The following is a 16404-nucleotide window of genomic DNA, read 5'->3' as shown; positions in this document are numbered from 1 at the left end:
TGGTTCGTAAAATGGTTTTTATGGTGGTTATTAAGCCACATCAAGAACCATAATTCTTCATTCTTCCCTCTTAATTCTTCATTCAATTCTACAGTGGTTGTTCTTGGTCTAAAACAATTTTAACGACTGAAACAAACTTATTGGTAGGTTGAGATGGTAACTGAAGTGCCCCTTCTACCCACTCTACATTTGAACCTGAAGATGCTAACAGTGTAGCACTTTTCACTTTTACTTTTTCGTTTAATGGAAGTTTGCCGTCTTCTGGCCAATCAAAAACGTGAGCATAAACTACATTTCCTTTTGAGGTATAAACACCCCATTCTGGTTTTTCAAATGGACTTGCTTTTGCTCCGTAAATGGCTTCTTCATTCTCCTTCATCCACTCTCCCATTGTGTTCAAACGAACTACGCTTTCTTCAGGAACATTACCTAGACCATCAGGGCCAATATTCAACAAGAAGTTACCGCCTTTTGATACGATGTCTACTAAACTTTGGATCAATAATGTATCGCTTTTCCAGTTCAAATCAGAAGGTTTATAGCCCCAAGAACCGTTCATGGTGAAACATGCTTCCCAATCTTCATCGATACCTGTTGCCGGAACTTCTTTCTCTGGCGTACCAAAATCACCTACAAAATTTCCTTCCACATTGAAACCCGCCATACCGTTACGTCCTTTATCCACTCTGTTGTTGACAATTGTGTTGGGTTGTAAATCTAGAATGTAGTCATACATTTCTTTACCCATTTCTGTAGTATAATCAGCAATCCATTCTCCATCAAACCATATGACGCCAATGTCTCCATAATTGCTTAAAAGTTCTCCAACTTGTGGTTTCAGATAGTTTTTAAAATACTTCGGAAATTCAGGATTTGATTTTGTCTGATCTTTTTGCCCAATGTTGTAATCAGGGTAAAAAACAGATTGTGCTTGAGGGTGATGCCAGTCCGTGATAGAGTGATACAGACAGAAAACAATACCTTGCTTTTTACATTCCTCGGCCATTTCTCTGATAATATCTCGCTTGAATGGTGAAGTATCCATGATATCATATTCAGTTACTTTTGAATCCCATAAACAGAAACCATCATGGTGTTTTGAGGTCAATACAATATATTTCATGCCTGCGTTTTTAGCTAATGAAACCCATTTTTCAGCATTGAAATCCACTGGGTTAAAACTTCGTGGGTACTTTTCATATTCCTCAATCGTCATATCTAATTTATCCATCACCCATTCGGCACCGCCCCAGCAGATCGAATCTTGGTATTCTCCACCAAGCATAGAGTAAGCACCCCAGTGGATAAACATGCCAAAACGGGCATCTCTCCACCATTCCATACGTTCATCATCGGTTAGTTTCACTTCTTCTGTTTTTTTGACAGAATTACATGCAAAGCCTAAAAGCATTGTAGCTAAGCAGATCAGTTTCGTGTATTTTCTCATTGTCTGTTTCTTATAGTTCTATATTGTATCCAGCAGGGTATTCCTGTTGATGTTCTCCTTTGATGGTAATAATCACCTCATCATTTGACGAGTAATAGTATTGTCCTTTTTCAAAACGCAGTTCAGCCGACACATCATTCCCATTTTTTGAGGCGATGGTATAATCGTTGAGTGTTAAGCGCTTTCCTTTTCCTAAGTAGAGGTAATCGAGCTGATTGTCTTTGAATGATGTCACTCCAAAAATGCCATTAAACTCCACTCCGTTTTGTAGTTTATGTGATTCGTTATCAGTAGAGGAAATAATATTTTGAATTAAACCTTTCTTGGATTCTACTTGTAATGCTGTGATCTCACTTTTATTTTTCTCTAAAGAAGAGACATTTACCAAAGAAGATTCTCCTTCAAAATAAGATTCAAAAACGGCTACAAATGGATCTTTCAGTGCATTGCTGTTTTGTCTCACAATCAAAGTTGGTGTTCCTTCAGGACTGCTATTGACAGCCTGAGGTGTGATATCATTTCTCAACGTAACTGCAGGTGCTTCCACTTGGAAAAGTGATCGGTTATTTTGACCTACCATCCACATATCTGTCACTAGGCTTGGCGATACCGCATTGATGGTCCATCGAGCTTTAAAATCCTGTTCCCAGTTTGCTTTCTTTGGATTCTTGAAATATGTATAACCTTTGTGATAAGTTGGTCCTAAACTGTTAACCGCTGTGGTTGAAATGCTTTTATCATCTGCAGTGTACAATTGAAAATCATTTCCAAGGTTGTGATAGAGGTAATCATTTTCATCTAAATCAGAACGGAAAATATCGACATAATACCCTGCATTTTCTGAAGTTCTGATCATGGCAACTAAACGTCTTTTCTCAGAGGCAGAAATATCTGTAAAAGAACAGTTTTTTGAAGTCACTTTAGTATTGTAAAAACCGTTATCTCCAATTTCAGGATCAATTCCATTCACTACAATTTCCCCTTTTGAATAACCTGGAAGTACGGTATTCGACCCCGTTGCCCCACTGAAGTATTTGAAATCTTCCGTCCAGTATGACTCATAAGCGGAAGATTTTGGTGAAATCGCCCATCCTTTTGAGTATAACTGCATTGCTAATCCATTGGCAGAAAGGTGGGCTCCTTTATCTCCACCGTACAGTGTAAACATCATTGCATTGTCAGCATCGTTGCCATTTTTTTGAATGACATGACGGTGACGTTCTGAATATACTGATTCTTTGAACGGAAGTTTTCCTTCCACATTTGAAAGAGGTTGATACAAAGAGATACCTTTCCAATCAAAATTATCACGCTGGTGCTGTCCTAAATCCACACCTTTCTGTATGATCGCCGCCATTTGTGATGCTCCCTCCTGATTTCCTTCTTTCACATAATACGCCATCACATCTTCAAAAATGTCGTATCCAAATGGACCGCCTCTCATATCTCCAAATACAACTAAATTACCTCTTGCGTCTAACCAATTCAGATTGGCTAAAACAGCCTTCAAAATCATGGGGTTGTTGCCCATTGTATTGATGTTGTTATTGTAAAGCTTTAAGCCCATATCAAAAACCGTTGGGATCATTCCAGATGCGTAACCTGGTGACTCAGGCCAAAGTCCCGTTTTTTCATCCCAAACCTTCATAATATCTGGCAATGCGGCGTGATAATCTGTCGTGATTTCTGTGTAGTACGGAATGTAATAATCCTTTCCTTTTCCATCTTTATAGAAATCATTCGGCTCCAATACCAACATACTGTTCAAGATATTTTTAAAGCCATTGACATTCCAATTTCCTCTTTTGCCTCCTCTGATCAAACCTAAATCGATATAACGCTTGAATACAACGCCCGACACTTCCACTACACTTTTGTTGATTTCTTTTAAATGCTCATGTGGATGATCTTGAAGATAGTAATACAGAAAATCGTAAATGACTGCCGCACTGACTTGTGTATTATCATGAATTTGCTCTACGTCATAATAACCTAAAATTCCTCCCGGTTCATATCCTCCAGGTCCTTTCGTTGCTTTGTTAGGGTCCAAAGGCGGTTCCATGTAGTAAGTTCCTAAAATCCACGTCCAATAGATATCTGCTGCAAACTTTGCGTACTTATCGTCTTTTGTCAACCAATAAAGAAAAGCCGCTTCCTCCCCTAATTTTAAAATGTCAAGGTTATTGTATCGAATCATATGACCTGATTTTTTGTAAGGCACTTTTACATATGATTTATCACTGCTTGAACGGTCTATACCTAGCATATCGCCCGATTCGCTATAAGGAATTCGATTTTCCAAAGGGACATTGATATAATTATTCCATCTACGCATGCCAGGAAAACGAACCGTGGGTACGGGTGCATTGCCAGTGCCATAATCCCAGTCTTGATTTTTATTGATGTAGCACTGTGTAAAACGTTCGCCCTCTTTCCAGTACATAGAAAGGCGTGATGTGATCCATTCCGGATCATTCATATGACGAAGTACATAGGGTGTAATTCTATTGCTAATTTTTTGATACGATTGCTTTGCCCAATCCTGTTCCTCTATCTTCTTTAGAACTTCTGTTCTGTCATTTTCCTTCACATAAATTGTAGGATGATTGACAGGCGATTCTTTACAGGAGACAAAGATATTCAGTAAGATCAATAGGGGGAATATGATGTAATTAGATTTTCTCATTGATGTAGAAGTGTTTCTGAAAACTGTAGATTTTTATCCTATACTTTTGATGAATTTTGGTGGTGAACCAGCACCTGAAACAGGTGCTGGCTTTACTTTTTCACTATTTATTGCACAAATACTTTTGAGACATGATTTCCAACTACCACTAAGTAGATACCTCTTGCCATTGTTGTAGCGTAAGCACCTGATGTTGCAGTAAGGTTTTTAATTTGTCTGCCTTCTAGATCATAGATTGCGATTTGCTCTCCTCCTTTCAAGTTGTTTACTTGAATCGTTCCTACTGAAGCGATTACTTTGAAGTATTCTTGCGCTACATCAATAGAACTAACAATAGAAACTTTAAAGTTGATCACATACTCTTCTGTATTACCCGCCTCAGCAGTAACCGTTACAGTATGTGACAACTCTCCTTCTGAAAGAATAATTTCACCTAAACCGCTTACATCAGCATCAATATCACTTGCCGTTGCTCCGATCACCATCGTAGAAATTTCAGTTAAAACCACCTCATATGATTTCACTGATTTATCAAAACCTGCAATTGTTTCTCCATTGATTTGTAAATCGGATAATGTAGCATCTTCTGACTTCAAGACTGTGAAGTTGATCGAATATTCCATTGTATTACCAGCCTCAGCAGTCACTACTATGCTGTGAGACACTTCGTATGCGTCTAAAGCGATTGTTCCTATACCATTTACCATTGCGTCAGCATCTGTGGCTGTAGTGGCAATTTCTACGCTTGATGTCTTCGCGGCTAAAGTCACATCATAAGTTTGAGTAGCTGCGTCAAATCCTGTTACTGTTGCTCCATCGATTTGTAAATCTGATAAAGTCGCAACTTCTGATTTCAAGACTGTGAAGTTGATCGTATATTCCATTGTATTACCAGCCTCAGCAGTCACTACAACGCTGTGAGATACCGCATACGCGTCTAAAGTGATTGTTCCTACACCATCTATCATTGCATCGGCATCCGTAGCTGTAGCGGCAATCTCCACGCTTGATGTCTTCGCTGGCAAGGTCACATCATAAGTTTGAGTAGCCGCATCGAAACCTGTTACTGTTGCTCCATCAATTTGTAAATCGGATAAAGTAGCTACCTCTGATTTCAAGACCGTGAAGTTGATTGTATATTCCATTGTATTACCAGACTCAGCAGTCACTACAACGCTGTGAGACACCTCATACGCGTCTAAAGCGATTGTTCCTACACCATCTATCATTGCGTCGGCATCCGTGGCTGTAGCAGCAATATCTACGCTTGTCGTTTTCGCCGGTAAGGTCACATCATAAGTTTGAGTAGCCGCATCAAAACCTGTCACTGTTGCCCCATCGATTTGTAGATCAGATAACGTGGCAACTTCTGATTTTAAAACAATGAAATTGATAACGTAATCTTTCTTATTTCCAGCTTCCGCTTCTACAGTAATTACATGTTCCGTTTCATACTCCGTCAAAGTAACTTCTCCAACTCCCTCAAGAATTTCACTTGCATTATCCGCTAATGTTGCACCCACTACCACTGAAGTTGTTTTAGCAGGAAGTGTTACATCGTAGTTCAATACCATTGGATCAAAATTCTCTACCGTAACGTTGTTGACTTGTAAATCTGATAAGTTGGTATTAACAGACAGAGCAATTTTAGTGAAGTTGATTGTGTATGTTTTCTCATCACCGTTTTCTGCTGATACTACGATTTCATGCTGCTTTTGGTCCGAATCAATAGCAATTGCTCCTAAACCACTTGTGATGGTAGCTTTAGCGTTATTGGTCTCAGCAGTGATGTTTACTGATGTAGTTTCATTAGACAATAAAACATCATAAGTAAATGTGGCAGGATCGAAATCGTAAACTGATACATCATCAATTTTGATATCACTTAAAGTAGCATCTGCTGATTTTTCGGCTTTTAAGAATTTAAATCCATAAATATTGGCAGCATTAGTGGTTGAAGCAAGACAGTATACTCTAACTATTGCAGGAGTATTAGCTTTCAGTGCAATTGGTGCATTGATAAATCTGTCGTCTGCAGGTGTCCAATCTCCATCTACGCCCACAAATGGAACGTTGTATGATTTTGAAGGATCTAATTCCCAATCTGTTCCCATTTCATAAGTTGAAACATTCAGGTAACTATCTGGTGTGTCAAATCCATTTGTACATTGAATATTAAAGCTGAATTCCGCATCAACTGGAGAGTAAACATAATACTCTATAAACGTCTTATTTTTTGTCTCATTCACTCTGCCAGGAATCACATTCAACCCCTCATAATGATAAACATCTTCTTGAATATCCAAGGCTTTATCAACTGCAACTTGGATTGGAGTCACGAAGTTGATTGTATATTCTTTTCTAGTTCCTGATTCTGCAGTAACCACAATAGTAGTACTCGTATTTCCTTCATTGATCATGAAATCATCACTTAATCCTTCTACACCTTGAGCAGCCGCATCGTTAGCAGTACCTCCAATCTTCACAGAACTTGTATTCATTGGCAATACGACTCTATATGAAATCTTTTCAGGATCAAAACCTTCAATCTCCACATCATTAACTGTTAGAGTAGATAATGTAGCATCTGTTGAACCAACGTTTTCTTCAAATGAAATTCCATAAATATTGGCTGCATTTCCTGTTGTTGTTACACAATAAAGTCTTAAAACTACTGGTGTATTGGCTGTTAACATCACTGGAATGTTCACGTTTCTATCATCTGCTTGAGTCCAATCTCCTTCAACTCCTACAAATGGAACGTTATATGATTTCGCAGGATCTAAAGTCCATTCTCCACCTAGTTCATAAGTCGATACATTCAGATAACTATCAGGCGTGTCGTAACCGTTGGTACAGTTCACCTTCATTGTAACATTTAAGTCAGTCGCTGAATACACATAATATTCAATGTAAGTACCGTTTTTCGTTGAATTCAATCTACCTGGAATGACATTCATACCTTTGTAGTAATAAGCATCTTCTTGCATGTCCAATGCTTTGTTGTTGACAATTTCAATTGGAGTAACAAAATCAACTGTATATGTTTTCTTAGCTCCTGATTCTGCTGTCACAACAATGCTTGCTGTAGTTTTTCCTTCAGAGATTGTCAAATTATCACTTAATCCCTCAATACCTTGTGCTGCTGCGTCATTAGCTACAGCTCCTAATTTTACAGAAGTAGTGTTGAAAGGAAGTGCCACTGTGTACTGAATTACATCAGGATTAAAACCTTCAATTTCAACATCATTGACCGTCAAAGTACTTAAAGTTGCATCTGTAGATACACCTTCCGCTGGTGCTTCTGTAAAACTCAATTCAAAAATATCGGCCGCATTGTTCTGATCTGTGATACCGTATATTCTTAAAACACTTACTTCGTTGGCATTAAAACTTAAAATGCCCTCAATGAATCTATCATCAAATCTACCCCAGCTTGTAAAAGGAATATTGTAAGATAATTCTTCATTTAGTGTCCAATCACTCCCTAATGGGTAAGTAGAAATATTTAAAAAGCTGTTTGGTGTATCATAACCATTAGAACAGATTAGTTTTAATTGTATGTCTTGATCCGTTGCTGAATAAACATAATATTCGATATAATCTCCATTTTGGATATTATTGAGTTTTGAGTCATTACCCGCAATTCCACTGTTATGGTAGGCGTCAGAAAAACCATTTATGGTTGCACCTACAGTTACTTCAATTGGTTTGAAGAAGTTAAGAACATACTCTTGTTGTGTATCACTTTCTGAAGTCACAGTGATGGTCACTGGTGTAACATTATCAGTAATGGTCACCTCTCCAGTTCCTGCAACAGACTTTGCGTTTGCATCATTTGCTTCAGCAGCAATCTCAATTGTTGATGCACCTATTGGCAATGGAACATCATAAGAAGTTACCGCAGGATCAAAACCCTCAAGAGCTGTTCCATCAATTGTCAAACTTTTTAGTGTTGCATCTACTGAACCCGTTGACTCTTCAAATGAGATACCGTGAATATTACAGATCCAATCGTTAGCAACTGTATTAACATAGTTAATTCTAACTGTATACACTTCGTCAGCCTCTAGTGTCAATGGAAAATAATAAGGGTTTTGGTGCGCCCAGTTATTTGTATTAAGGATAGATTGTGTTTCGCCTAAACCTTCTGCAGGCCATGTTTCTGATGTTGTTTTATAAGCACCAACATTTAGCTGTGCATTATCTTTTTCTGTACCAGCTAAAATAACTACCAAAAAATCACCTCCAGCAGTAGATTTAACTTGGTATTCTACATAAGCCCCTGGTTTTGAAGCTTCAATTTGAGTATCTGATATTTGTAAGTCTTGTCCACTATCAGAAGCTTTTGTTGCAATAAGATGCTCAAGGAATAAAAATTCTGTTGTCGCATCTCCGTCAATAGTAGGTACCGCTCTTACTTTTTCAGCAACCACTTGTCCTACGGATTGAGAACAAATGATGGATGAAAGCATCATAATACCAAGTATCAATTTTGTAAATAGATATTTCATAAGTAATATGTTAGTAAAAAAATTATATGTAACACTCATTAAAAAATGAGTTCAAAAGTTTCATTTCAATTCTGGCTATTAATCATTGCCGATAGTATTTATTACAATTGAGGAAGGTATTCCACCTCTACATAGTAAGCACCTAATTCTGAGTTGTCTTCTAGAATAAATTTAGTGTCGAGTTTTGCAGTTCCTTTCTCTAATCTTACCTGAAAATCAACAGACTGTGCTAAGGTATTTACTTCTTTCTCTTCTTCTATGTGTTGTATTTTTATGCTTGCCTTTTTGATGGCTAAAGACTTCCCTTTTTTGCTTGCAGTAACACTTGTACCTGCCAATGCTGGTCGACGAGCCACAGATGCTCCTAATGCTAAATTGGTTTCTTTGGGCCAACGACGAAGTTTGATATTATAAACTCCAGATTGTACCACCTTCACCGACCAATAACCGTTGTCTCTATAACCTGTTCGGATATGGTCTTGCTTCCATGGACTTACTTTTTCAGTGTGCCAATCATGGCAATGTAATGTGGTAGGATTTTCTTCTTTTGCACCTAAATGAATATAAGGTTCATCTGCAAATGTAGGGGCTAATTCCTCCCACCATTCAGCATACGCTTCTTTTAAGGTTTTCATCTTTGAAGGATGCTGTGCTGCAATGTTATTTCTTTGTTCAGGATCTGATTTCAAATCATATAACTCTTCTCCATTGACTAGCCTCCAATTATCCTGCATCAAGGTTGTATTTAACCAAGGCTGAGGCACCTCTGTTCTTTGCCCGTCTACAATGACAATTCTATCTTTATTCCATTTTTTTGAATTCTTCTTTTTCAATAATGACACAAGACTTTTTCCATCAAATTGAAGAGGTTTTGATTGCTTTAAATCACATAACTCTATAAGAGTCGGAAATAAATCATAATGAGCCGTAAGAGCATCAATATCTCTTCCTTTATTGATATTTCCTTTGTTCCAATGAATAAATAACGGCACTCTATGCCCTCCTTCATAAATACTGGCTTTGATACCACGCATTCCGTCATTAAAACCTTTCACTACAAATCCGTTGAAACGGTGACCTTCTACTTTTGCTCCTGCTGCAGTACCATTATCTGTAGTGAAAATGATGATGGTATTGTCCAAAATATCTTTCTCTTTTAGAAATGTCATCAGACTACCTATATTCTCGTCCACGTTGGTGATCATTCCATAAAAGTTCGGGTTCGGTATCGCTTTATTGTCCTTATAAGGGGCTGAATATTTATCAGCTACAAAATAAGGAGAGTGTGCGGCATTGGTTGGGATATAACAGAAGAACGGCTCATTTCCCTTTTGATCAATAAACTTTTTCGCATTCTCAAACCATACATCTGTGCAGTATCCTTCAAACTGTTTTGGTTCTCCATTGTGGTGGTAAACATCATCGAAATAATCATTATCAAAGTAGTCCATCGTTTGTCCGATGCCACCGCCATGATGTACTAACACCTCTTCAAAACCTTTATCCTGAGGTCTGAATGGGTAATTATCACCTAAATGCCATTTCCCAAAGATTCCTGTTCTGTAACCATTTTCTTTGAAAGTCTGTGCCATTAAAGTTTCACGCTCTAAAATCAAAGACCTTCCGTTAACAGTGTGCCATACGCCAGCTCTATCACAATGTCTTCCAGAAAGCAAAGAAGCACGTGTAGGGGCACAAGTAGGACTCACATGAAAGTCTGTAAAGCGTGAACTTTCTGTATATAACTGATCTATATGTGGTGTTTTTATGTAAGGATTTCCCAATGCTCCAATGTCTCCATATCCTTGATCATCAACCAAAATTAGGATCACATTGGGCTTATCTTGAGCAAAACAATCCGCTACCTGTACAAAAAACAATATGATAAAAATCCATTTCATAAACATTGATTTAATAGTTGATTTAATTTTTTAAAGTACCAACACCCAAAGGATGCTGGCTCTTTTCACTTTTTAATTTTAACTCAAAATTAATTGAGTCATTTTGTCTATTATTTTAGTCCACATCGTGAAATTTTGAGGTATAAAAAAATCGAAACTTTATTAGAGCATGTTTGGAAAATATATTTTAGAAGTGAAAATTTTCCATTTTAGGTTGTGAGGAAATTAATTTCAGAAAAAATAGTGGTTCTATAGTTGATGAAATTAATAAACTCACGTTCTGAAAGAGGGAATTTTCACTAAAATAGATATTTCAAGTATGCTCTTAGTCAATCTGTTGAATAAGCACCAAACTCCAAGGACTTAATTCTCTTGAAATAGAGATTTCACCCTTCTTATTCGCTCTTAGTATCTCAGTATCTAAAGCTTCCGCTATTTTCTTCATGGTCTTAATTTGTTCACGAGTGGGTGGTTCTGGTTTCCCAATTTTCTCCCAAAAATCGTAGATGTTTCCGTGGTCTTGATCAAGGGTTTCCATTTTAAACATGGCCCCCGGTTTCAAGCCTTTCAGCGTAAAATCAAGCTGTTTTGATTCTCCCATTTTTTCAAGCTTCTTGAATGTATTGATGCTTGAGGGTACTGCTTCTAAGTGATCATCAGGATAATTATACGCTAACCCTACAACCTTCCCGTTACCTGATTTTTTGGTCATAAATAAATAGTTGTTCTCAAAAAGTTTTTCATCTCCTAATTGATGTAACATCTTGTAGGCATGAAAACTTGGCTTTACTAAACCTTGGTAATTGATCATACCAAACCCTCCATGAAAAATGCTTGACGCACCGCCTTTTTCTTCAAAAATATCCGTGAACGTCCAAAATGCTAAGGAGTTTGTAAGTCCGATACATTCTAAATTAGTCTTCACAATGTAAGCAGCAGGAGGTAACCAATCATGCATCCGGTCTCTGCTGCTTGGGCTTGTATTCCACTCCGTCAGATGAATTTCAGCATCTGGAAAAGCACTTTTTTTAATGGCCTCATTCAACCATTCAATATCATTCTTTGTGGATGCTGCAAACCTTGTTAAACCTCTTCCTTTTCCTGTTTCAGGATTGAAAGCAAAATCAGTAGGATAAGGGTGTGTGGTGACAAAGTCTACTGGAAGTTTTTCCTTTTCACAGTATTTTAAAAAGTCTTCAATCCATACGCCATGCCATTCCAACTCATTGATATCCTCTACTTTAAAGATCTCTTCTGATACATGATTGTTGATGATTTCTCCATCAAATCTAGCATCTGGAACGAAGTTACTTGTGGAAGGCCCTCCTACTTTAAGTCGTTGATCAACAGACTTTACCGCAATAGCAGATTGTTTATACAATTCAAAAAACTGTGATTTTGTACCATGCCAGAAGAAAGGGTATAAATTGGGCTCATTCCACACTTCAAAATACCAATTCATCACTTCATCAATTCCATAACGATCTACTACATGCTGTGTAAAAGCTTGGATTAAATCGTGCCATTGCTTAGCGTATTCTGGCCCTGGAGTTACTTTCGCTTTCCACCAGAAAACCGTTTTTGAGTCTTCAGCAGCAAACTGTTCTGGGAAAAATGCCATCTCTACAAAAGGACGAACATTCATATCCAACAGTCGGTCAAATACATCGTCTATGTATTGCCAATTGTAGACTAATTTCCCTCCTTCAGAAAGTACAGGGAACATATCCTCATGAAATAATCCATGAAAACGCACATATTCAAATCCACATTCATTGTGGACTTTTTCCATCTGTTCTAGCCAGCCTGCTCTAAGTGCTTCGTTCGCTCTTCCCGCTCCAACACACTTACTCCAAAAGTGTTCAAATTTCTCCCCTTCAGCGTTCGCATCTACAACGACTTTTTGAGCGTGTAAGTTTTGGAAGAAGACTAAACAGAACAATAATAAGATTCCTTTTTTCATGACATTAAATGAACTAAATCTTCAAAATTAATTAACGTTCATGTTGAATATCACAGAGTTGATAGACTTCGCTTTCGCCTCAAATGAAGCGGCTACTCCACTAACATCCACGCTCACTTTCTTTGCCGACTCCTCTGGATTGTACATCATCAAAAGGATTCTTCCATCGGTTAATTCAAAAGCAACGTGATTATCACCTTCTGAAGATTTTAAGTAATGTGCTCCTGGCTGAACGTAATGTGATAAGTGTTTGAATAAATAGAATTCATCATTATAAATCACTTCTTGCTTCTCACGATCCACTACAATCATAGAGTTTTGAGGCCATCCCCAAGCACTTTTTCCAGTCTCATCCAAGATCATATTCCAATACATATAAGATCCTGTTTTGTTTTTGAAATAATGTACGATCATCTTCCAAGAAGCTTCTAATGAAGTCCAATCATTTTCTTGCTCACCACACATATTCTCTGTTTGCATATACTTCATACCAGCATATTCCTCTTTTATTTTAGGCAATGCTTTTGAACCACTCCATTGAAAACCAACACCTTTGATATATTTCGCATATTTTTCCTTATTCAAAATTGTTCTGACATAATTAGGATCGCTGTTATTAATTGTTCCTAACCAGATTTCAGTATCTAAACCGTCATTTTCAAATTGTGGTCCAAGATATTCACCAATAAAGTAAGACATATCTTCTGGTCTCCATGTACATGCAGGCCAGTTGGGTGCCCATTTGATTTCATTTTGAGGCATGATCGCCCAAAGCGGTACTCCTTCTTCTTTATAAGCTTGCACAAATTTTGAAAAGTATAATGCGTAGGCTTTCAAATATCTTTCTTGCATTTTAAATGCCGTCGCATTACTCATGATCTCCGCTCCTTCAGGCATTCTGTTGCCACTTGGTCTTCCTTCCACATCACCTCTACGCAATGAATAATGATTATTTACTTTCATCCAAGCAGGAGGACTCCATGGTGAGGCCCATAATTTAAGATCCTTACGTACTTTTAATGCTTCTTTGATATAAGGAATAAGGATGTATTGGTCTCTTACGATGTTGAAATCACGCATCACAAAATCCTCTGGCACTTCTGCATGTGAGTAATAACTTAATGCATAATCACTTGAACCGATCGGCAGACGGCACATTGAAAAGTTACAGCCTTCTTCTGAAAACAATGCATCAAATGCTTCTTGTCTTTTTTCGGCAGGAAGTGAACTCACAGCAGTCCAACCCAATTCATTAAAAGAGCCTCCAATTCCATCAATCACCTGCACTCTTTGGTCTGCATAAATTGAAATATCACTTTGCCCTGACGCTTCCGCCACAACAATTTCTTTTTTCTTCAAAGATACCCACGGGTTTTCTGAAGTTGTACTGACTACCTCTACTTTTTGTGCTTGCGATAGTTGAGTGCCAAATACTAAAAAGAGTATATTAATAAGTAAGACGTTTTTCTTCATAATTCATTCCTTGTAAGTTTATTAAAATGTAGTTTAATTTTAGCTATCTTATTTCTTTCAGAAGAACCTTAAATTCTTGTTCTTCTTGATTTCTCATAACTATTATACTTATACTTGATTTGCTATTATTTTCCTTTAACACATTAAAAAATTCTTTTAGATCAGCCACTCTCGTTCCTTCGACCTCTAAAATGACATCTCTCTTTTTCACTCCAGATTTTCCAACCAAACTGTGTGCACCTATATTCAACACCACTACTCCCTTGTCATTTTCCAATCCATAAGCAGATTGCTCTTCTTTAGATTCGATATTTTTTAATTTTGCTCTCAGCCATTCCACTGTTGGACTTTCCGTTGATGTGACTCTCTTTTCTGTCAATACTGGTGCTTTTGGTGTTTTAGCCATTGCTTTTAAAGCTGGGCTTTTTACTCCAAAGGCGGTCATTGAAAAATTCACAAAACCAATTTCCAATGCTTTTGAATTTTCTTTGACTGAAAAATCTAATGCCTCAGGGTTCTTGAAAGCAGGATTTCCATAAACACTGTGCTTTTCAATCCCATAAACTTGTGCTTTCATCAATGATTCCTCAAACGGAAATAAATTGTAATCCATTTCTCGTCCCCATTCTTCAACTCCAACATCTTTATAACTATCCTGAACAATGTTTCTTTTGAACACATCTTCAGATGCTTTAAACCAAACATGAGGATGCAAAGAATTATTGACCATAATGTTATTCTCCACTCTTCTGCCAAACCCTTCTCTCAATTTAATTCCCCCATTAAGGCATAAATTATTGTAAATGTGATAGTTTGTTGACCCATCGTCTAAATCAATGTCCCATCCATGATCACATCTAAAACGATTATTTCTGATCACCGTCGTATTACAGGCATCCCAATAAGGCATAGTGACATCATTTTCAACTAACTTATTCATTTCTTTTCTGTTAGGATGCCAAAAGCGATCTCTACCCCAAGAGTTGAAAGAACCATGATCACCTGTTTCCAACACCGTATCAAACACATCATTATACTCCAAAATGTGTCCTCCCCAAGTACCATCACCGATATTAATTCCAGCTCTTGGCACTTCATAAATACTATTATGACTCACAGTGATATTCATAGCCATTGCAATTTGTACGCCCGCAGTCTGTTTTTCAATTCTTCCGATGCGGTAAATTAAATTGTCATCAGCTACGCAATTTGTAGGATAATCATTGGATTGAGGTCCCCACACTTTATCCATATTACTCAATTCTACATACTCTCTATAAGTATACGATGGAGAGCGTACTGCTGAAGATTTTCCTACAAAACTTATGGCACTTGCACCGCAATTGTAGATATGATTTCCGCTTATTAAATGGTTTTGATTGTGTCCACTGACAAAAATTACATTCCCTCCAAGATTTGTCAACTCACAATTTTGAATAGCGCAATTATTCGCATTACTTAAATAAATTGCTCCTCCTCTATAAATTGACCAGTCACTTCTTAGTAGTTGTTCGTATTCCTCAAATAAAGTTCTTTTTGTGTGCTCCAACTTGATTCCTTGAATTGAAACATCCTCAACAATTTGATTTTCAACACCTTCAATTCGAATTAATTCTTTTAAAACCACCCCTTCAGCAACTACTTTAGAAAGGTCCATTTCTTCACTTGGATAAAAATAAAGTTTTTTATCTTCCTTATCTAGATACCATTCGTGTGGACTATCTAACTCTTCCAACACATTTTCTACCATTCTCAATTCCTCATGAGGCTTTGATGGTCTGTTATTTTGTTGACCTCCTGATAGAATTGCTTCTCCATTTTTATCCACACCTTCTATCAAATAATGGAATCCTCCCCACTTACCGCCGTGCATTGCATGAAAAATTGCTCCTTTAGGGTTTTTCCAAGTGGAAATGCGTTCAGCAGAAATAGCATCTTTCGCGTGTCCTTGCCAATATCCTCCATCTTCATTATAGTTGGGATACCTTGCTAAAATTTGAGGTTGACCATTAATAATCAATTGATCAAAATCGATATCTTCCTCTATTTTAGCGACATACACTCCTTTTTTATGCTTCTTCCATTTTAATTTCAAAGGAGCTGAACCTTTTAATGTCACTTTATCCCCTTGCTTTGCTTTGATGGTCAACCCACTTAACTGAGCATTGATTTTAATACTCTCACTTAAGTAATATTCTCCCTCTTCAATGCTGATAACAATAGATGTTGCTACATTTTTTTGCTTCAAAACATACGCCTGCTTTACCGCCTCATGAACATCAGAGAACACTAACTCAGTCTCATTATGAGAGGTTAAATTATTCGTAACCGTTATGATTACTTCCTTAGCAGTTGAAGGAATAGTTTGAATAGAAACTATTAATAATAGTAAAATAAACTTATTCATCATTTCATAATTA

Annotated in this window: 7 protein-coding genes; all 7 read right to left on the bottom strand. The window is 37.3% G+C overall.

All coding sequences use genetic code 11. The features are described 5' to 3' along the window. Positions 1 to 88: 88 nt before the first annotated feature. On the bottom strand, positions 89 to 1447 hold the full coding sequence (locus tag HHU12_RS12455) for an alpha-L-fucosidase (RefSeq protein WP_205959875.1): 1359 nt from the start codon (positions 1445 to 1447) through the stop codon (positions 89 to 91). Positions 1448 to 1457: 10 nt separating this feature from the next. Then, complete coding sequence (locus HHU12_RS12450) at positions 1458 to 4133, bottom strand: hypothetical protein (protein WP_169657070.1); 2676 nt, start codon at positions 4131 to 4133, stop codon at positions 1458 to 1460. A gap of 107 nt (positions 4134 to 4240) precedes the next feature. Continuing rightward, a complete protein-coding gene (locus HHU12_RS12445; RefSeq protein ID WP_169657069.1) occupies positions 4241 to 8647 on the bottom strand; it encodes a cadherin-like beta sandwich domain-containing protein in 4407 nt (1468 codons plus the stop codon). A 101-nt stretch (positions 8648 to 8748) separates the two neighbouring features. Continuing rightward, positions 8749 to 10548 carry a sulfatase-like hydrolase/transferase gene (locus HHU12_RS12440; protein ID WP_240970942.1) on the bottom strand — a complete coding sequence of 600 codons (1800 nt, stop codon included), beginning with the start codon at positions 10546 to 10548 and terminating at the stop codon, positions 8749 to 8751. Between the two features lie 325 nt (positions 10549 to 10873). Then, positions 10874 to 12511, bottom strand: a complete 1638-nt coding sequence (locus HHU12_RS12435; protein WP_169657067.1) for a GH39 family glycosyl hydrolase — start codon at positions 12509 to 12511, stop codon at positions 10874 to 10876. A 27-nt stretch (positions 12512 to 12538) separates the two neighbouring features. Continuing rightward, a complete protein-coding gene (locus tag HHU12_RS12430; protein ID WP_169657066.1) occupies positions 12539 to 13984 on the bottom strand; it encodes a glycoside hydrolase family 30 protein in 1446 nt (481 codons plus the stop codon). A 43-nt stretch (positions 13985 to 14027) separates the two neighbouring features. Next, a complete protein-coding gene (locus HHU12_RS12425) occupies positions 14028 to 16394 on the bottom strand; it encodes a PDZ domain-containing protein (protein ID WP_169657065.1) in 2367 nt (788 codons plus the stop codon). Between the last annotated feature and the right edge of the window lie 10 nt (positions 16395 to 16404).

Origin of the sequence: Flammeovirga aprica JL-4, assembly GCF_012844305.1 — a bacterium.
Taxonomy (GTDB): domain Bacteria; phylum Bacteroidota; class Bacteroidia; order Cytophagales; family Flammeovirgaceae; genus Flammeovirga; species Flammeovirga aprica.
This window is presented reverse-complemented; position numbering and strand designations above follow the sequence as displayed.